16 protein-coding genes are annotated in these 18,149 nt (G+C 74.2%); 5 read left to right on the top strand and 11 right to left on the bottom strand.

Annotation, left to right across the window (positions count from 1 at the left end):
- Positions 1-7: 7 nt before the first annotated feature.
- Both ACIG87_RS09225 and ACIG87_RS09220 read right to left on the bottom strand, forming a co-directional pair.
- The gene (locus ACIG87_RS09225) at positions 8-907 is read right to left on the bottom strand and encodes a TIGR01777 family oxidoreductase (protein ID WP_396849623.1); all 900 of its coding nucleotides are present in this window, start codon (positions 905-907) and stop codon (positions 8-10) included.
- Between the two features lie 154 nt (positions 908-1,061).
- Positions 1,062-2,060, bottom strand: coding sequence for an aldo/keto reductase (locus tag ACIG87_RS09220; protein WP_396849621.1), 999 nt, complete (start codon positions 2,058-2,060; stop codon positions 1,062-1,064).
- Between the two features lie 54 nt (positions 2,061-2,114).
- Here ACIG87_RS09220 and ACIG87_RS09215 point away from each other — a divergent pair, with 54 nt between their 5' ends.
- Entirely contained in the window at positions 2,115-2,486 is a 372-nt protein-coding gene (locus ACIG87_RS09215; protein ID WP_396849619.1) for a MerR family transcriptional regulator, read from the top strand.
- Between the two features lie 53 nt (positions 2,487-2,539).
- Here ACIG87_RS09215 and ACIG87_RS09210 read toward each other — a convergent pair whose 3' ends face one another.
- The 5 genes from ACIG87_RS09210 to lpdA form a co-directional block, all read right to left on the bottom strand.
- Complete coding sequence (locus tag ACIG87_RS09210; RefSeq protein ID WP_396849617.1) at positions 2,540-3,454, bottom strand: LLM class flavin-dependent oxidoreductase; 915 nt, start codon at positions 3,452-3,454, stop codon at positions 2,540-2,542.
- Between the two features lie 80 nt (positions 3,455-3,534).
- Positions 3,535-4,113, bottom strand: coding sequence for a hemerythrin domain-containing protein (locus tag ACIG87_RS09205; protein ID WP_396849616.1), 579 nt, complete (start codon positions 4,111-4,113; stop codon positions 3,535-3,537).
- Positions 4,114-4,189: 76 nt separating this feature from the next.
- Positions 4,190-5,527: a low temperature requirement protein A gene (locus ACIG87_RS09200; protein ID WP_396849615.1), complete on the bottom strand. Its 1,338-nt coding sequence runs from the start codon at positions 5,525-5,527 to the stop codon at positions 4,190-4,192.
- Between the two features lie 219 nt (positions 5,528-5,746).
- Positions 5,747-7,564 carry a 2-oxoglutarate dehydrogenase, E2 component, dihydrolipoamide succinyltransferase gene (gene sucB / locus ACIG87_RS09195; protein ID WP_396849613.1) on the bottom strand — a complete coding sequence of 606 codons (1,818 nt, stop codon included), beginning with the start codon at positions 7,562-7,564 and terminating at the stop codon, positions 5,747-5,749.
- 71 nt (positions 7,565-7,635) lie between these two features.
- Complete coding sequence (gene lpdA, locus ACIG87_RS09190) at positions 7,636-9,063, bottom strand: dihydrolipoyl dehydrogenase (protein ID WP_396849612.1); 1,428 nt, start codon at positions 9,061-9,063, stop codon at positions 7,636-7,638.
- A gap of 142 nt (positions 9,064-9,205) precedes the next feature.
- On the opposite strand from lpdA, the gene ACIG87_RS09185 reads away from it, so the two are divergent.
- Positions 9,206-9,535, top strand: a complete 330-nt coding sequence (locus ACIG87_RS09185; RefSeq protein WP_396849610.1) for a hypothetical protein — start codon at positions 9,206-9,208, stop codon at positions 9,533-9,535.
- Between the two features lie 180 nt (positions 9,536-9,715).
- Here the strand turns inward: ACIG87_RS09185 and ACIG87_RS09180 are convergent, their stop codons facing one another.
- Positions 9,716-11,287: a leucyl aminopeptidase gene (locus ACIG87_RS09180; RefSeq protein ID WP_396849609.1), complete on the bottom strand. Its 1,572-nt coding sequence runs from the start codon at positions 11,285-11,287 to the stop codon at positions 9,716-9,718.
- A 162-nt stretch (positions 11,288-11,449) separates the two neighbouring features.
- Between ACIG87_RS09180 and gcvT the strand changes: the two genes are divergently transcribed.
- Entirely contained in the window at positions 11,450-12,580 is a 1,131-nt protein-coding gene (gcvT, locus tag ACIG87_RS09175; RefSeq protein WP_396849607.1) for a glycine cleavage system aminomethyltransferase GcvT, read from the top strand.
- Positions 12,581-12,755: 175 nt separating this feature from the next.
- Here gcvT and ACIG87_RS09170 read toward each other — a convergent pair whose 3' ends face one another.
- From ACIG87_RS09170 to ACIG87_RS09160, 3 genes are all read right to left on the bottom strand, one after another.
- Entirely contained in the window at positions 12,756-14,051 is a 1,296-nt protein-coding gene (locus tag ACIG87_RS09170) for a DUF2314 domain-containing protein (protein ID WP_396849605.1), read from the bottom strand.
- 64 nt (positions 14,052-14,115) lie between these two features.
- Positions 14,116-14,889 (bottom strand): adenosylcobinamide-GDP ribazoletransferase, encoded by a 774-nt coding sequence (gene cobS / locus ACIG87_RS09165; RefSeq protein ID WP_396849603.1) that lies wholly within the window; start codon positions 14,887-14,889, stop codon positions 14,116-14,118.
- Entirely contained in the window at positions 14,879-16,885 is a 2,007-nt protein-coding gene (locus ACIG87_RS09160; RefSeq protein ID WP_396849602.1) for a bifunctional adenosylcobinamide kinase/adenosylcobinamide-phosphate guanylyltransferase, read from the bottom strand. The genes cobS and ACIG87_RS09160 overlap by 11 nt, the downstream gene beginning before the upstream one ends.
- A 243-nt stretch (positions 16,886-17,128) precedes the next feature.
- Between ACIG87_RS09160 and ACIG87_RS09155 the strand changes: the two genes are divergently transcribed.
- Both ACIG87_RS09155 and ACIG87_RS09150 read left to right on the top strand, forming a co-directional pair.
- Positions 17,129-17,329: a hypothetical protein gene (locus ACIG87_RS09155; RefSeq protein WP_396849600.1), complete on the top strand. Its 201-nt coding sequence runs from the start codon at positions 17,129-17,131 to the stop codon at positions 17,327-17,329.
- Positions 17,329-18,126 (top strand): site-2 protease family protein, encoded by a 798-nt coding sequence (locus ACIG87_RS09150; RefSeq protein ID WP_396849598.1) that lies wholly within the window; start codon positions 17,329-17,331, stop codon positions 18,124-18,126. The genes ACIG87_RS09155 and ACIG87_RS09150 overlap by 1 nt, the downstream gene beginning before the upstream one ends.
- The last annotated feature ends 23 nt before the right edge of the window (positions 18,127-18,149 follow it).

Below are 18,149 nucleotides of genomic sequence, written 5' to 3'. Positions count from 1 at the left end.
TGGGGGGTTAGGGGGTTAGGGCGGCTTGGAGGGCGGGGGGGAGGGTGGGGTGGGTCCAGGGGTAGTGGGCGTGGGTGAGGACGGTGGGGAGGACCCGGGCGCTGGTCAGGGCCTCCTGGGCGAAGCCGCCCAGGGCTACCTTCAGGGCGAGCGCGGGAATCGGGACGATCGCCGGGCGGTGCAGTTGGCGGGCCAACTCCTTGGTGAACTCGGCGTTGGTGACCGGGTGCGGGCCGACGACGTTGACCGGGCCGGCGATCCCCTCGGCGGTCAGCAGGAACACCGTGGCGTCCAGCCAGTCCCGCAGCGAGATCCACGGCAGCCACTGCCGGCCACTGCCCAGCTTCCCGGCGATGCCCAGCTTGAACGGCAGCAACTGCGGCTTGAGCAACCCGCCGTCGCGGTGCAGCGGCAGACCGGTCCGCAGCCGCACCACCCGTACCCCGGCGTCCTCGGCCGGCCGGGTCGCCGCCTCCCAGACCCGGCACACGTCGGACAGGAAGCCTTCGCCCGCCGGGGCGTCCTCCTCGACCACCCGGTCACCGGTGTTGCCGTACCAGCCGACCGCCGAGGCGTTGAGCAGCGCCCGGGGCCGATCCGCCGCCGGCAACCCGGCGATCGTGACGGCCAACGTGGTGGTGCTGTCCACCCGGCTGGACCGGATCACCCTGCGGTAGTCGTCGCTCCACCGCTTGTCGCCGACCCCGGCCCCGGCCAGGTTGACCACCGCCTCGGCCCCGGCCACCACGGCCGGGTCGAGCTGCCCGGCGGCCGGATCCCACCGCCGTTCGTCGGGGGTGCGCGGCGACCGCCGGACCAGCCGGGTGACCTGGTGCCCGTCGGCGGTGAGACGGTCGACCAACCGGGTGCCGAGGAAGCCGGACGCGCCGGCCATGAGGATCCGCATGCCCCCATCTTCGGGTACGCGGACCCGATCGGATGCGCCGAACGCCTGTCCTGCTCGGCGGGTGGGCCGCACGGGCGGCTCCGCAGGCGGGGTGGGCCTGCCGACCGGCTCGCGCGGGGCGGGGCCGGCGCGGTGCGGGGGCGCACGGTTCGGCTCAGCCGGCGGGGACCGGGCGCAGGTCGGCGAGGAGCCGCTCCACCTCGGCGAACGCGTCCGCCGGCAGCGGACCGAGGGCGAGGGTGGCGAAGTTCTCCCGGGCCTGCGCCACCGTCCGGCAGCCGGGGATCGGCACCGTCCGAGGGCTGCGGGCCAGCAGCCAGCCCAACGCCCCCTGGGTGAGGGTGCGGCCGTCCGAGGTCAACGCCGCCCGGATCGCCTCCACCCGGGCCGACCACTCGGGGGTGGGCCGTCCGTCGGTGAACCAGACCAGCCACTCCGGCGCCTGTCCCCGCACGTCGTCGCGGCCCGGCGCCCGGGTCGCCCCGGTGAGCAGGCCCATCGCGAGCGGCCCCCGGTTGAGGCTGGCCAGGTCGAACGCGTCGCAGACCGCGAGCATCTCCGGGTTGTCGTTGAGCACCGACTCGTCGTGCTCGACCGCGACGCAGTGCGGCCCCGCCCCGGCGAACGCCCGCGCCGACGCCGGGTTGTCGGTGCTCCAGCCGTACCCCCGGATCTTGCCCTGGGTGACCAGGCCCTCCAGGGTGTCGACCAGGTCGAGCGCGGCGGACGCCGGCAGGTCGTTGACGTGCAGCAGGTAGAGGTCGACGTGGTCGGTGCCGAGCCGGCGCAGCGACTCCTCCAGGCTGGTCACCGCGTAGGCCGGGGCGGTGTCGACGCCGATCCACCGGCGGGTCGCCTCGTCGGAACGGTTGCCGAACTTGGTGGTGATCACCGCCCGGTCGCGCCGACCGGCGAGGGCGCGGCCCAGCACCCGCTCGCTGTGCCCGGCACCGTAGTTGCTGGCCGTGTCGAAGAGGGTGACACCCAGGTCGAGGGCCTGGTGGATGGTGGCGATCGACTCGTCGTCGTCCACCTCGCCCCAGCCGAACGGCTGGCCGCCGTCGCCCCAGAGCGGGCCACCGATCGCCCAGCACCCCATGCCGACCGCGCCGACCTCGATTCCGCTGCGGCCCAGAGTCCGTGTCATCGTCATGCCGGCCAGTTTTCAAGCTGGAGCGCACTCCAGGTCAAGCGTTAATCTCCAGTCATGTATCCGCCCTCGGAAGCCGCCCGGCGCAGCGGGTTCAGCCTCGACACCCTTCGCTACTACGAGAAGATCGGCCTGCTCAGTGGCATCGGGCGCACCTCGGGTGGCCGTCGGGTCTTCACCGACGACGACCTGAGCTGGCTTGTGATCTTCCGTTGCCTGCGCGACACCGGCATGCCGATCGCCGAGATGTGCCGCTACGCCGAGCTGGCCCGCGACGGCGAGCACACCATCCGGGAACGGCAGGAACTGCTGGAACGGCACGCCACCCGGGTCGAGGAGCAGATGACGCTGCTCCAGCGCCAGTACGACCACCTGCGCGAGAAGATCCGCTTCTACCAGGGCATCACCGGGTCGACCCCGGCCCGCTGACCGACCTGCCAACCCCGGAGTCCGGTTGGCGTCGAACGGGCCGCGCATCGACCTCAGGCCGACCGGGCCAGCACCGGGGTGAGCGGTTCGAGGGCGTCCCGGCGTACGACGAAGCGGGTGACGCCCCAGCGACGTCGGTGCGCCGCGACCGCCGCGACGATCTCGTCCACCGTGCCGATCAGCACGAACGGGGTGGCCAGCAGTTCGGCGACGGTCAGGCCGAGCCGGGTGGCCTGGTCGGCGGCGGCGGCCTCGGCGTCGTCGGTGACCACCACCGTCTGCACCAGCGCCTCCAACGCCGGTGGTCGGTCCCGGCCGGCCGCACCGGCGGCGACGTGGGCGAGCTGCGCCTCGATCTGGTCGGTCCGCCAGCGCGCGTCGTGCTGGTGACCGTCGGCGAGGGTACGCCCGAAGCCGGTCAGCCCGACCACGTCGGCGTGCGCGCCGGCCCAGCGCAGCAGCGTCGAGTTGGCGGTGCCCATGGTCAGCGGGATGCGGTCCTGCACGGGTCGGGGCGAGGTCAGCCGGGCGTCCCGGGCGACCAGGTCGGGGGAGTCGACCGTCACCGGGGAACCGTCGAGCAGGGCGCGGACCGCCTCGGCGACGGCCACGCAGCGGCGGACCCGACCGGCCACGTCGGGGCGTACCCGGCCGACGGCGGCCCACTCGGCGGGGGTGTGACCGGCGCCGACGCCGAGCCGGGCCCGCCCGCCGGAGACCAGGTCGAGGGTGGCCACGTCGGCGGCGAGCAGGATCGGCTCCCGGACGCCCAGGTTCGACACGTACGAGCCGAGTCCGATCGTGGTGGTCACCGACGCGGCGGCGGCGAGGGCGACGAACGGGGACGTCACGTCGCCCGGGTGGTCGGCGGCGAGCAGGGCGTCGAAGCCGGCCGCCTCGGCCCGACGGGCGAGGTCGACCCAGCTCGCCGCATCGGTCGGGGTGGCCTGGAGCGAGAAGACGGTCACCGGTTCAGCTTCGCCGTCGTGGACCGTCCCGGCCATCCTCCGGGCCCGGATTCTGCCAACCGGAGAATCACCGCCGTGGTTCACCAGTCCGGTGGTGGCTCCACCCCGAGCAGTTCCTCGGTGCCGCCGGCCCGGTCACCGAGCGCGTCGAGGGCGGCGGTGAGGGTGCGTTCCTCGTAGCGGAAGTGCGAGCCGAGGATGGCGCCGAGGCCGTCCAGCTCGTCGCGTACCCGGTCGAGGGCCGCCGGGTCGTCGGTCGGCGGGTCGGCGACCAGCGCCTCGATCCGGCGCACGATCCAGTCGACCATGCGATGGTCCTGGGTGAGCCTGTCCAGCACCGGGCGCAGTTCGGGCACCTCGTCGGCGAGCACCCGGAACGCGCCGGCGTCCTCGCCGGTGTGGTGCCGGGTGAGCGCGGAGCAGAAGCTGAGGCAGTGGGCACGCAGGCTGCGTAGTCGGCCCGCAGCCGGCGGCCCGCCGTCGGGATCGGCCGGGGGTCGGCCGTCGGGATCGGCCGGGGGTCGGCCCGCGCCGGCCGGCGGCGCACCGTCGAGGCCGGCACGGAGCTGGTCGAGTTCGTCGAGGAGCCAGAGGTGGATCTCGACCAGTTGCTGCCCGAGCGCGATCAGGCGGCCGGCCGGGGTGGAATCGGCGTGCACATGGGTTCCCTGCTGTTCCGCGCCTCCATGCCCTCGGCCGTCTCCTTGCCGGGCGCACCGCGACGCTCGGGTCATCCTACGACGTGTCCGGCGCGCTGTCCGGCCCCTCCTCGTGCCAGCGGGCCCGCCAGGCGGCCTCCTGCGCCTCGTGGTTGACCCGCTCCTCGTGCACGGCCTGGCGCAGGGCCTGCCGGGAGCTGCCCGTGGCCGTCACCTCCACCGCGATCAGGCCGACGCAGATGACGGTCAGCAGCGCGAGCGCACCCAGCGCCGACCGGCCCGCCGCGACCGGCAGGCCGGCGGCGAGCACCACCAGCACGCCGACCCGGCTCCAGCTGAGCGTGTGCAGGGTGCGGAGCTGGAACAGCATGTTGCTGGCGAGGTAGCAGATCACCCCGCCGAAGAGCAGCGGGACGGCCGGGCCGTGGGCCTTCTCCCAGACCCCGCCGGCCGGGTCGGTGACCGCCCTGACCAGCTCCGCGCTGCCGATGGCCAACAGGATGATGCCGGAGATCATCGGCAGGTAGAGGTATGCGTAGGCGTCCCTCGCCATGGTCATCCGGGGACGGCCGGTCGCCGCGTGCAGGGCGATCCGGGCGGCCGGGCCGATCAGGTCGAAGTGGGCCCACCAGAGCGCGGCGGCGATCACGATGCTGAGCGTGGCCCCGGTGACCCCGGGCCAGCTGACCGGTTTGCCGAGGATGTTGCCCTCGACGCCGACCGCGACGATCGACTCACCCAGCGCGATGATCAGGATCAGGTCGTACCGTTCGATCCAGTGTTCGGCCGAGGTCACGGCCCAGCCCCAGGTGCTGGCGACCAGCCCGGTGCCGTACTGGACCAGCACCACCATGATCCAGAGTACGTCCCGGACCAGCCCGGCCCGGTGCGGGTCGTCGATCGCCGCCGGGACCAGCGCCGCCGCCAGCAGCAGCAGGGTGCTGCCCACCAGCTCCGGCAGGAAGTGGACCAGATGTCGCCGGCCGGCCGGGTTGTCGCGGGCGGCGAGCAGGAACAGCGCCACGTGCACGCCCCGGAAGACCACGTAGCCGACCGCCACCAGCAGTGGCCCGGCGAGACCTCCCTGCGGGGTGCTGAACGCCTGCGGCAGGGCCAGCGCGAACGCGAACAGCGAGGCCATCGCGGCCACCATCAGCACCGGGACGAAGCCCTCACCGAGCCGCAGCCGGGTGGCGGCCAGGCTGTGCACCACCCAACACCACCAGAGCACGGCGAGCACCAGGCCCGCGTGCAGCAGCTGCCGACCGGTGATCTCGGCGAGGGTGGCCCGGGTGATGATGAAGAACGAGACGACGAAGACCAGGTCGAAGAAGACCTCGAACTTGTCGACCCGGGCGCCGGGGGCGATGGCCACGGCCGGGCCGAGCCTGCCGCGCCGCCGTCCACCGTCCATCCGTTCACTCTGGCAGCGCGGGGTGGACCCAGGGCGGGATTCGACCCAGCCGGTCCCGTACCGGCGCGGCGCTGCCGTCAGCAGGTCGGGCCGGCAGCCGACCCCCCGGCCCTGCGCCTCGTGTGGTCGCCAGGTGGTGCGTGTTCGCTGTGCTCCGCGTGGTGCCGGGACGACGAAGGCGCCCTGGTCGACCGACCGGGGCGCCTTCGCGGACGCGTGTTACAGGCCCAGTTCGGCCTCGAAGTTGCCGCCCTCCAGCCGCTCCTTGACCGCGACCAGGAAACGGGCCGCGTCGGCACCGTCGATCAGCCGGTGGTCGTAGGACAGGGCCAGGTAGACCATCGAGCGGACCGCGACGACCTCGCCCAGGTTCGGGTCGTTCACCGCGACCGGGCGCTTCACCACGGCACCGGTGCCGAGCATCGCCGACTGCGGCGACGGCACGATCGGGGTGTCGAAGAGAGCGCCCCGGCTACCGGTGTTGGTCAGCGTGAAGGTCGCCCCGGCGATCTCGTCCGGGCTGATCTTGTTGGTCCGGGTCCGCTCGGCCAGGTCCGCGACCCGCTTGGCGATGCCGCCCAGGTTGAGGTCACCGGCGTTGTGGATGACCGGCGTCAGCAGACCCCGCTCGGTGTCCACCGCGATGCCGAGGTTCTCGCCGTCGGGGTAGGTGATGGTGCCCGCGTCGAGGTCCATCCTGGCGTTCACGATCGGGTACGTCTGCAGGGCCTCGATGGCCGCCAGGGCGAAGAACGGCAGGAACGACAGCTTCACACCGTGCCGCTGCTGGAACGAGTCCTTCGCCTGCGCCCGCAGCTTGGCGATCCGGGTGACGTCCACCTCGATCACCGTGGTGAGCTGCGCCATCTCGTGCAGCGACTGCTGCAACCGGGTGGCGATGGCCTTGCGGATGCGGGGCAGCTTCTCGGTGGTGCCCCGCTTGCCGCTCGGCTGCGGCTTCGCCGCCGGCGTGGCCGGGGCCGCCGTGGCGGCCGGCTGTGCCGCCGGAGCCGGGGCGGCCTTCGCCGCCTTGGCCTTCTCCGCCGCCTCCAGCACGTCCTGCTTGCGGATCCGGCCGCCGACACCGGTGCCGTTGACCGAGGCCAGGTCGACGCCGTGCGCGCCCGCCAGCTTGCGTACCAGCGGGGTCACGTAACCGGCGGTCTCCTCGCCGCCGTTCTGGGCGGCCGACCGCCCCGGCGTGGGCGTGGGCGCGGTCGGCTGGGCGGCCTGCTCGGCCTCTGCCGGCTGCGCCGCCGACTCGGCCTCGACGGCCGGCTCGTTGTATGCCGCGCCCGGGGTCGGCTCGGCGACCTGGGGCTCCGGCTTCGGCTCGGCCTTCGGCGCGGGCTGGGCCGCCGCCTTCGGGGCGGGCTCCGGCTCCGGCTCGGCCGGGGCTGCGCCCGCCGTGCCGATGACTGCCAGGTCCGCGCCGACGGCGGCGGTCTCGTCCTCGGGGACCTTGATCTCCAGGACGGTGCCGGCGACCGGCGACGGGATCTCGGTGTCGACCTTGTCGGTGGAGACCTCGAGCAGCGGCTCGTCGACCTCGACGGTCTCGCCGACCTGCTTGAGCCAACGGGTGACGGTGCCCTCGGTGACGCTCTCGCCCAGGGCCGGCATCTTCACCGCAGTGCCCTCGCCCGAGGACGCCGGGGCGGCCTGCGCCGCCGGCTGCTCCTGCTCCGGCTCCGGGCCGGTGCCCTCGGCGGCGGCCGTCGGCTCGGTGGCCGGCTCGGCCTGCTTCTGCGGGGCGGCCTCGCCGTCCTCCTGGGGGGCTGCGGCACCGGCCGACTCGCCCTCGCCGGAGATGACGGCCAGCTCGCTGCCCACCTCGGCGGTCTCGTCCTCACCGACCACGATCCGGCTCAGCACCCCCGCCGCGGGGGAGGGGATCTCGGTGTCGACCTTGTCGGTGGAGACCTCGAGCAGCGGCTCGTCGACCTCGACGGTCTCGCCCTCCTGCTTGAGCCAGCGGGTGACGGTGCCCTCGGTGACGCTCTCGCCGAGCCGAGGCATGGTGACCGATACCGGCATGTTCTGAAACTCCTTCGTGGCCTGGTGCGATCCTCGCCCGCTTGCCGCCGGCGTCGCGGAATGAGTGTGGGTCAGGCGTGCGCGTGCAGCGGCTTGCCGGCCAGGGCCAGGTGCGCCTCGCCCAGGGCCTCGTTCTGGGTCGGGTGGGCGTGCACAAGCTGCGCCACCTCCGCCGGGTAGGCCTCCCAGTTGTAGATGAGCTGCGCCTCGCCGATCAGCTCACCGACCCGGGCGCCGACCATGTGCACGCCGACCACCGGGCCGTCCTCGACCCGTACCAGCTTCACGAAACCGGCGGTCTTGAGGATCTGGCTCTTGCCGTTGCCACCCAGGTTGTAGCTGTAGGTCTTGACCTTGTCGCCGTACTGCTCCTTGGCCTTCGCCTCGGTCAGGCCCACCGACGCCAGCTCGGGGTCGGAGTAGGTGACGCGCGGGATGCCGGCCTCGTCGATCACGGCCGGGTTCCGGCCGGCGATCTCCTCGGCGACGAAGATGCCCTGCTGGAAGCCCCGGTGGGCGAGCTGGAGGCCGGGCACGATGTCGCCGACCGCGTAGACGTTCGGTACGCCGGTGCGCAGCCGCTCGTCGGTCAGCACGTAACCCCGGTCGAGCTTGACGCCCTGCTCCTCGTACCCGAGACCGGCGGTGGTCGGGCCCCGGCCGACAGCGACCAGCAGCAGCTCGGCCTCGACGGTCTCGCCGCCGGCGATGGTCAGCTTGACGCCGTTGTCGGTCTTCTCGACCTTCTCGAACGGCTTGCCGACCTTGAAGTTGATCTTCCGCTTGCGGAACGCCCGCTCCAGCGCCTTCGACGACTCCTCGTCCTCGGCGGCGACCAGCCGGGGCAGCGCCTCGACGATGGTCACGTCCACCCCGAAGGACCTCCACACGCTGGCGAACTCGACGCCGATCACGCCGCCGCCCAGGACGATCGCCGACGTCGGAACCCGGTCCAGGGTCAGCGCGTGGTCGCTGGTGATGATCCGCTCGCCGTCGACCTCCAGGCCGGGCAGGGTCTTCGCGTACGAGCCGGAGGCCAGGATGACGTTGCGGCCGGTGTAGCGCTTGCCGTCCACCTCGACGACGTTCCTGCCGACCAGCTTGCCCGCGCCCGCCACGAAGGTGATCTTCTTGTTGCCGCCGACCAGCCCCTGGAGGCCCTTGTACAGCCGGGAGATCACCCCGTCCTTGTACGAGTTGACCCCGGCCATGTCGACGCCGACCAGCTCGGCCTTGATGCCGAACTGCTCCGACTCACGGGTCTGGTCGGCGATCTCGGCGGCGTGCAAGAGCGCCTTGGTCGGAATGCAGCCGTTGTGCAGGCAGGTGCCGCCGAGCTTGCCCTTCTCGATCAGCGCGACGGAGAGGTCCAGCTGTGCGGCACGCAGCGCCGCCGCGTAGCCGCCGCTGCCACCTCCGAGAATGACGATGTCGAAGGTTGCGTCGTTCGGCTCGCTCACGTCCAACTCCCTGGTCGCTTCGCTGCATCGGGGGGTCACGGCGGGGCGGCACGGGCAGACCCCACCTCGGTCATCTTGTCACTTGCCCGTCCGCAGCGCGTACCGAGGTGCCCAACGACACGTCGTCGACACGTACTCTTGGCATCGTCCTCGATGACGGACGGGGGAGAGGAGATGCTCGGTGGCGCTGTTCCGGCGACGCAAACCGCCGACCGCGGCCAACCGTGACCGGCCGGTCGACCGTGCCGACCTGGATCACCTGGCCAACTTCGCGCGCACCCGGCGGGGCGTCGAGGCGTTCCTCGAACCCCGGACCACGGTCACCGAGACCACCGTGATCCTGATCGCCGACGACGGCGAGTGGACCCGGCGGCGCATCGACGGCCCGGACGGGGCCCGCCGCTTCGCGCACGCCCTGGCCATCCCGATCTACGACGTCCGGCTGATGGGCTACCCGCAGCGGATGCGCGACTACAACGAACGCCGCAAACGCCGGCCCGAGCTGTTCTGACAGCGGGCATCGCGGGGGGCGACCATCATCAGGTCGGCCAGCTCGTCGACGACGCCCGGCAGGCGAGCGCCGCCCCGCCGGGGGCGCCGGCGGCCCGGGGAACGCCGCCCGCCCGGCAGCCGCCCCGGCCGGGAGACGCGGACGGGGCGCCCAGGGGCGCCCCGTCGTGTCGCACATCCGTCAGCCGTTGGCGGCGACGTCCTCGACCAACTGCACCAGGGTGCGGACCGGCACGCCGGTGCCGCCCTTGGTCCAGTAACCGGTCGGCTCGCCCGAGTGGTAGCCCGGCCCGGCGATGTCGATGTGTGCCCAGGCCACCTCGTCGGTGACGAACTCGCGCAGGAACACCCCGCCCTGCAGCATGTGGCCGGCCCGGTCCATGCCCGCGTTGACCTGCGAGATGTCCGCCACGTCCGAGTCCATGCCCTTGCGTACGTCGTCCGGCAGCGGCATCGGCCAGGCCGGCTCGCCGACCGCGTCGCCGGCCACCTGCACCCGCTCGCACAGCTCGGGGGTGCCCATCACCCCGGCGATCCGCTTGCCCAGCGCGATCACCTGGCCGCCGGTGAGGGTGGAGGTCTCGAACAGGTAGTCGGTGCCGTCGGCGCAGGCGCGGGCCATGGCGTCGCCCAGGATCATCCGGCCCTCGGCGTCGGTGTTGAGCACCTCGACCCTCTTGCCGTTGAACATGGTGATCACGTCGCCCGGCCGGTAGCTGGTGCCCGACGGCATGTTCTCCGCCATCGGCAGGTAGGCCGTCACCGTCACGGACGGCTTGAGCGCCGCGATCGCCAGCATCGCCGCGCCGACGGCCGCCGCCCCGGCCATGTCGGACTTCATCTCCCACATGCCCTGCGCCGACTTGATCGAGATGCCGCCGGTGTCGAAGGTGATGCCCTTGCCGACCAGCGCCACCCGCTTGCCGTTGGTCTCACCCGGCGGGGTCCAGGTCAGCTTCACCAGGCGCGGCGGGGCCTCCGAGCCCTGCCCGACGGCGGTGATGCCGCCGTACCCGCCGGCGCGCAGCTCCGCCTCGTCCAGCACCTCGACGTCGAGCCCGGCGGCGCGCGCGGCCGTGGCGACGGCCTCGGCGAAGGCCGGCGGGCGCAACTCGTTCGGCGCGGTGTTGACCCAGTCCCGGCTGGTCCGCACCGCACCGGCCACCGCGGTGGCCCGGTCGACCTCGGCGCGGGCGGTCGCGTCGGCGGCGTCCGGCACGGAGATCAGCACCTCGGCCACCGGCTCCCGCCGGGACGGCTGCGGCTTGGTCTTGTAGCCGGCGAACCGGTAGCCGCCGAGCAACGCGCCCTCGGCGACCGCGCGCAGCGCGGCCGGAGCGTCGGCGTCGTCGGGCAGCGGCAGACTCAGCGCCACCCGGGGCGCCCCGGCCAACGCCCGGACCGCGGCACCGGCGGCCCGGCGCAGGGTCTCCGGGCCGGGAGCGGCACCGGTCGGCTCCGGCCCCAACCCGACCGCCACGACCAGCGGGGCGGTGACGGTGCCCAGCGTGGCCAGCTTGATCACCTCGCCGGGGCCACCGGTCGCGCCGAGCAGGGCCAGCGTCGCGGTCAGCTTGCCGTCGAAGGCGGCGGCGATGCTCTCCGCACCGTCGGCCAGCAGCAGGGTGCCGGCGGGACCGCTCGTGGCGTCCGGGCCGGCGGTCTGGCTGTGCACGCCGATCACGATTGCGTCGACCCCGAGTTCGGCGGGATCTGTGTCGACCAGGCTGAGGGTGGTGCTGGACGATGTCACTGAAGCTACTCCGGGCGGGCCGGGCCGGCCGCGGCTGTCGCGTACCGGCGGTGATGGTCTCCGGCGGCAACCTACCCGCCGGAGCGCGGGTGCGTCCCGCCGATGTTCCGACGGGTCCCGCCGATGCTAACCAGCGGCGCACCCACCGGTAAGTTGCCACCCATGACGGACGTGACCTCCGACGCCGCCGTGACCCGGCTGCGCCGTTCCCCGCTGCACGCGCGACACACCGCGCTCGGCGCCAAGTTCGCCCCCTTCGGGGGCTGGGAGATGCCGCTGGAGTACGCCGGCGGCGGCGTGCTCAAGGAGCACACGGCGGTGCGGACGGCTGTCGGTGTCTTCGACGTCTCGCACCTGGGCAAGGCCCGGGTCAGCGGCCCCGGCGCGGCGCGGTTCGTCAACTCCTGCCTGACCAACGACCTGGACCGGATCGGGGCGGGCAGGGCGCAGTACACGCTCTGCTGCGACGACGCCACCGGCGGGGTGGTCGACGACATCATCGCCTACCGGTACGCCGACGACCACGTCTTCCTCATCCCGAACGCGGCGAACACCGCCGAGGTGGTACGCCGGCTGCGCGCCGCCGCGCCGCCCGGCGTCGAGGTCACCGACGAGCACGACCGGTACGCCGTGCTGGCCGTGCAGGGCCCCCGCTGCGCCGAACTGCTCGACGCGCTGGCCCTGCCCACCGGGCACGACTACATGAGCTTCTCCCCGGCGACGCTGGCCGGTGCCGAGCTGACCGTCTGCCGGACCGGCTACACCGGCGAGCTGGGCTACGAGCTGGTGGTGCCGGCCGAGCACGCCGTCGCCGTCTGGGACGCGTTGTCCGCCGCCGGAGCGGGTCTCGACCTGCGGGCCTGCGGGCTGGGCGCCCGGGACACCCTGCGCACCGAGATGGGGTACCCGTTGCACGGACAGGACCTCTCCCCGGAGATCACCCCGGTGCAGGGCCGGTCCGGCTGGGCGGTGGGCTGGGACAAGCCGGCCTTCTGGGGCCGCGACGCGCTGCGTGCCGAGAAGGCCGCCGGCCCCCGTCGTACGCTGCGTGGCCTGGTGGCCGTCGACCGGGCCATCCCGCGCGCCTGCATGACCGTGTACGTCGGCGACGCCCCGGTCGGCGCGATCACCAGCGGCACCTTCAGCCCGACGCGCAAGCAGGGCATCGCCCTGGCCCTCCTGGACACCGCCCCGGAACTCGCCGACGACGACCTGGTCGAGGTCGACATCCGAGGCCGCCGCGCCCAGATGCGCCTGACCCGCCCCCCCTTCGTAACCCCCTCAGTCCGCTAACCCCCTCCCCCTCCCTCCCCCCCCTCCCCGCCCCCTCCCCCTCCCCCGCCCCGGTGATCAAGAGGTTTGCGTCATGTCGGGCCCGAAATGCTGACGCAAACCTCTTGATCACCGGGCGCGGGGGAGGGGGCGGGGGCGGGGACGGGACGGGGGCGGGGAGGGGGGAGGGGCGGGGTTAGTGGGTGGGGTGGGGGCGTTCGCCGGCGTCGAGGACGGCCTGGGTCCAGCCGCCCTCGATGACGCCGGTGCCGTCCAGGACCGCCCAGTCGACGACCTCGGTGACCGGCACCTCGACCGGGGAGCCGATCCGCACGGTCGGGTCGGTGTTGGCGTCGCTGGCGCTCGCGCCGACGATCCGCTCCGGGGCGTCCCACGAGTTCACCCCGGCCCAGACGTACTCGGGGCCGTCCTCGCCGGGCAGGCCGTACTTGACCACGAGTTGTGACTCCGGCGGCAGCCCGTCGGCGAGGAACCGGGCCCGGACGTCGTCCAGCCCGGCGCGTGCGGTGGCGATCGCCTTGCTCATCGCGTCCCCGGAGCGGGCGTACCGGACGTCCGGCTCGATGCCGGAGAAGAGGGTCGCGCAGGCCGCCGCGTAGTAGCGGCCGTCCGGTCCCGGGTGGCCGAGGGGCGGACGCAGACTGAGGAACGAGTCGGCCTCCGGGTCGGTCGCCGGGTCCAGCTCCAGCCGCAGCAGCACCGGGGCCGTCGCGCCGTGCTGCTCCGGATTGCCGTACGCCACCGCGATGTCGTGCCCGGTCACCGTGGCCAGCACCGGCAGCTGCACGAACGCCGGCACCTCCTCGCCGGCGAGTCCGTCGGTCCAGTCCCGCAGCAGCCGGCGGGCGGCACCGGTCAGCACCGCGCCCCAGGCCCGGGTGAGGTGGTCGGGCACCCCCTGGGTCTGCAACTCCAGCAGCCCGAACCGGCGCAGCCCCTTGGTGGTGAACCACAGCCCCTCGGCGTCCGAGGAGTAGGGGACCAGCACCCAGTCGACCAGCCGGATGCGGCCCTGCGCGTCCGGCAGCGACTTCAGCGCCGTCGCCGGGTCGAGGAACTGCAGCCCGAACACGTCCACCACGTCGCCGTCGACCGATTCGGCCACGGCGGCGGCCACCGCGCGGGCCGCCCACTCGTGCGCCGGCGGCCAACCCGGCCGGTACTCGGCCTGCACCACCACCAGGTGGCTGGCGGCGGCGAGCCGGCCCAGCTGGGCCTCGGTGGCCCCGAACGCGGTGAGCAGGTCCGGCGGCAGTTGCGGGAACTCGTCGATCGACCGGGTGTCCACCGACATCAGCGGGCTGTCCAGCATCTGCGTGGCCAGGCCGTACACCGGATCGGCGAGCCGGCCCGCCAGACCCCGTACCGAGGTCTTCGGGCTCACCCGCGGCAACCCCGCCATCGGCACCAGGTAGGTCGCGCTGAGCGACTCCGGGACCGGTACGGGCAGGAAGTCGTCCGTGATGAGCAAGTCGTCCCCCGGAAGGCCGTGCCGGTGTTGTCGGGGCAAACGCTACCCGGCGTGCCGTGTCGTCTCAGCCGGACAGCACCAAGCCCAGGTAGACCAGCGTGGTCACCACCTCCACGGTGGCCCCGAGCACGTCGCCGGTGATGCCGCCGAGCCGACGTACCAGGTGCCGGAGCAGCCCGGCCGCGACGGCGAGGGCGGCGAGCACGGCCAGCGGCCCCTGCCACGGGCGACCCGGCACGGCCGGCGCTGCCGTCAGTGCGACGGCGACCGTGCCGACGACCAGCGCGACCGGCCCGACCGTCCCGGCGACCAGCGCGCCCAGCCCGTCGGGGCGGGCCGCCGGCACCCCCCGCCGGCAGGCCAGGGTCACCCCGAGCCGCCCGGCGGCGGTGCCGGCCACCACCGCCGCGAGGGCCGCCGGCCAGGACCGCCCGGCCAGCTCCGCGAGCGTCGCCGTCTGCAGCAGCAGTACGACCACCAGCGCGACCACACCGAACGGGCCCACGTCCGGCTTCTTCATGATCTCCAGTGCCGCCGCCCCCCGCCGGTACGACCCCAGCGCGTCCACGGTGTCGGCCAACCCGTCGAGGTGCAGCCCCCGGGTGGCCAGGGCCCCGACGCCGACGGTCACCCCGGCGGCGACGAGGGGTGGGGTGAGCGTGGCCAGGAGCAGCAGCACCGCGCCGAGCACCGCGCCGAGCAGCACCCCGACCAGCGGGGCGAGCGCCATCGCGGTGCCCGCCGCCGCCCGGTCGACCCGGCCGGTCCGGACCGGGACGGTGGTGAAGGTGGTCAGCGCCAGCCGGAACCCGTCGCCGCGCCCCGACTCAGCCGGCACGCCCGGCGGACGGGTCGTACCCCGGCTCGACACCGGCGTAGCCGTCCGCCCCGGGGCCGGTGCCGTCCGGCGGGGCGGGCTCGGTGGTGGGCTCCGAGTTGGTGGACTCCGAGACGCTGGGCTCCGAGACGCTGGGCTCGGAGGCGGTGGGCTCGGTGGTGGGGCCGGTGGTGGTGGGGCCGGGGCCGGCGGGCTCCGGCTCGGTGAAGTCGGGCTCGTCGTCGGTGCCGCCGTGGTGCGGGTGCACGGGCAGCGACCCGGCCAGCGCCAGCACCGAGCGCAGCAGCGGCAACGCGGCCAGCGCGTTCGCTCCCTCGCCGAGATCGAGCCGCAGGTCCAGCAGCGGGGTCAGCCCGAGCACGTCGGCGGCGAGCCGTACCGCCGGATGTCCGCCGTGGTCGACCAGCAGGCACCAGTGCCGGGCCTGGCCGGCCAGGTCCCGGCTGATCATGCCGGCGGCCAGCCCGACCGGCCCGTCGAGCAGCACCGGCACCCGGCGGGCGGTCGCGCCGAGCAGCACGCCGGTGGCCACCGCCACGTCACCGCCGCCCAGCTCGGCCAGGACGTCCTTGGCGTCGCGGGGGGAGCGGCGGGTGCGGTGCAGCGCGTCCCGGACCGTCGCGCACCGCACCATCCAGGCCGCGTCGTCGATCTCTCCGTCGGCGGTGTGCACCCGGCCGAGCACGGTCGGGGCCTCCGCGCCCGCAGTCGCGACGAGCACCGCGGCGGCGGCGGCCTCGGTGCCCGCGCCGCACGCCCCCAGCACCAGCAGCCGTACGCCCGCGTCGGCGGCCTCCTCGGCCAGCCGCCAGCCGTAGCGCAGCGCCGCCTCGACGGCCTCGGCGGTCAACGCCGGTTCGTGCTCGATCGGCGCGGACGACGGGGCGTCCACCACCTGGAGGCTGGCCCCGCTCTCGGCGGCCAGCCGGGCCAACGTCCCCAGGCCGGCGCGGGCCTGCCGGGCCAGCCGGGCCGACTCCCCGGGCAGCGCCCCGGCCGCCGCCCCGCCGGCGTGGTCACCGTGCAGCAGCAGCACCCGGACGTCGGTCCACGGCTGCGGGGTCGGGGTGCCCTGGGTGGCGGCGGCGAAGTTCACCACCCGTTCCAGCACGCCCAGCCCGGCCCCCGGCACGTCCAGGGTGCCGAGCCGCTCCACCGCCTGCGGGCCGGCGTACTCGTCGGGCATCGGCAGCTCCATGCCGGGCTGGATGACCAGCCCGGTGGCGACCACCGGCAGCGCCATGGTCGGCGCCGCCCAGGCGGTGCCCTCGGTGGCCGGCACCGTGGCGGCCACCGGCACGGTGGGGGTCAGCACGTCCGGCAACGGCGGCTGCGGCTCGTCGGCCGGGGCCGGCTCGACGCTGGCCGGGAGGGCCGCGCCACCGGTCGGGAGGGCCGCGCCACTGGTCGGGGTGGCCTGGGCGGGTACGCCGACCGGCCGGGCCGGGGCGGACGGCTTGAGCCAGGCCGGCTGGCCGGCGACCACCAGCGCCACGGCATCGCAGGCGTCCGCGACGGCCCGGTTGGCGGCGCCCAGCGCGTCGGTGAAGGCCCGCCCCAGCGGAGTGGTCGGCACCAGCGACAGCCCCACCTCCGGGCTGACCAGCACGATCCGTGCCTCGCTGGCGCGCACCGCGTCGGCCAGCTCGGCGATCGTGGCGACGTCGTCGGCCGGCTGGTGGGTCGGGTCGAGCAGCACCGTCACCCAGCCGCCCAGGTCGTCCACGAGCAGCGTCTCGTTCGGCCCGGCCGAGGCGAGCACGTCGGCCAGCCGGCGCGGGTCGTCGGCGGTCTCCTCGGTGGTCCAGCTCCCCGGCCGCCGCTCCCGGTGGGCGGCCAGTCGGGTGGCCCACTCGGTGTCGTCCGGGTCGGCGGCGGCCGAGGTCGCCACGTACCGCACCGTGGGGGCGTCAGCCACCAGGGACTCGGCGAACTCCGACTTGCCCGAACGGATACCGCCGAGCACCAGGACCGTGTTCCACCCGTCAACGGACATGCCCGTACCTTAAGGCCGGCCGGCCCGGCCCCGCCCGCCGGCCCGTGCTGCTCGCAGGGGCGCTGCCCTGGCCGGGCCCGCCGGTCGGGGTCCGGGTCGACCGCCCGACCCGGCGTCGCGCCACCGTACCGGCCTGCGGCGGTCGTGGTGGGTGGCGTGCGTCAGGTGCGTTCCGGGAGCGGCCGACTACGCTTGCGGGGGTCCGTCCCCCGGGGGCGGCGGAGCGGCGAGGGGAGACGCGGCATGGCGTGGAGCTGGCGGTACGAGGGCACGGACGGCGCGTCGGTCGACGGGCCGGCGGAGACGTTCAGCAGCCAGGCGGATGCCGAGTCCTGGATCGGCCAGACCTGGCGGGAGCTCGCGGCGTCCGGCGTCACCTCGGTCACGCTCGTCGAGGACGATCGGGTGGACTACCGGATGAGCCTGCTGCCGACGGCGGAGTGATGGCGTACGACCGCCCGGGGGGCGAGCCGCTGGTGCTCGGTGTGCCCCGGGCGGCGTTCCGACCCAGCCCGATCTTCCTCGCCCTGGTCGCGCTCTTCGTGACCAGCGGCGTGCTGATCTGGAACGGGGTCGGCAACGTCCGGTTTGACGTGTTCCTCTTCGTGGTCTCCGGCTGGCTGGTCTCGCTCTGCCTGCACGAGTACGCCCACGCGGTGGTCGCCTACCGGGCCGGCGACCGGGACATCGCCCACCGGGGCTACCTGACGTTGAACCCGCTCAAGTACACCCACCCGCTGCTGTCGATCGTGCTGCCGGTGGTGGTGGTGCTGCTCGGTGGCATCGGCCTGCCGGGCGGGGCGGTCTGGGTGGACCGGCACGCCATCCCGGGGCGGCTGCGGCACACCCTGGTCAGCCTCGCCGGCCCGGCCACCAACGTGCTGTTCACCCTGCTGCTGGTGGTGGTGCTGCGGGTGGGGCTCGACGCCGGTGGCCCGATGGAGTTCTGGGCCGGGGTGGCGCTGCTGGCGTTCCTCCAGCTCACCGCGAGCGTGCTGAACCTGCTTCCGGTGCCCGGCCTGGACGGCGGCAACATGATCCAGCCGTGGCTCAACCCGCAGTGGCGCCGGATGTACGACATGTTCGCGCCGTTCGGCTTCGTCCTGCTCTTCGCCCTGCTGTGGAACCCCCGCATCGGCAACTGGTTCTTCACCGCCGTCTTCTGGCTCAGCGACCTGCTGGGCCTGCCGCCCTGGCTCTACAGCACCGCGCTGTCGCTGATCCGCTTCTGGCAGACCTGACTCCATCTCACCCCGACCGGGGT

The sequence above is a fragment of the Micromonospora sp. NPDC051925 genome (assembly GCF_044548625.1).
Lineage (GTDB): Bacteria > Actinomycetota > Actinomycetes > Mycobacteriales > Micromonosporaceae > Micromonospora.
This window is presented reverse-complemented; position numbering and strand designations above follow the sequence as displayed.

Bases quoted from the DNA above. Each gene is read 5' to 3' on its own strand.
- ACIG87_RS09225 (WP_396849623.1), bottom strand. From the start codon at position 907: ATGCGGATCCTCATGGCCGGCGCGTCCGGCTTCCTCGGCACCCGGTTG.
- ACIG87_RS09220 (WP_396849621.1), bottom strand. From the start codon at position 2,060: ATGACGATGACACGGACTCTGGGCCGCAGCGGAATCGAGGTCGGCGCG.
- ACIG87_RS09215 (WP_396849619.1), top strand. From the start codon at position 2,115: ATGTATCCGCCCTCGGAAGCCGCCCGGCGCAGCGGGTTCAGCCTCGAC.
- ACIG87_RS09200 (WP_396849615.1), bottom strand. From the start codon at position 5,527: ATGGACGGTGGACGGCGGCGCGGCAGGCTCGGCCCGGCCGTGGCCATC.
- sucB (WP_396849613.1), bottom strand. From the start codon at position 7,564: ATGCCGGTATCGGTCACCATGCCTCGGCTCGGCGAGAGCGTCACCGAG.
- gcvT (WP_396849607.1), top strand. From the start codon at position 11,450: ATGACGGACGTGACCTCCGACGCCGCCGTGACCCGGCTGCGCCGTTCC.
- ACIG87_RS09160 (WP_396849602.1), bottom strand. From the start codon at position 16,885: ATGTCCGTTGACGGGTGGAACACGGTCCTGGTGCTCGGCGGTATCCGT.
- ACIG87_RS09155 (WP_396849600.1), top strand. From the start codon at position 17,129: ATGGCGTGGAGCTGGCGGTACGAGGGCACGGACGGCGCGTCGGTCGAC.
- ACIG87_RS09150 (WP_396849598.1), top strand. From the start codon at position 17,329: ATGGCGTACGACCGCCCGGGGGGCGAGCCGCTGGTGCTCGGTGTGCCC.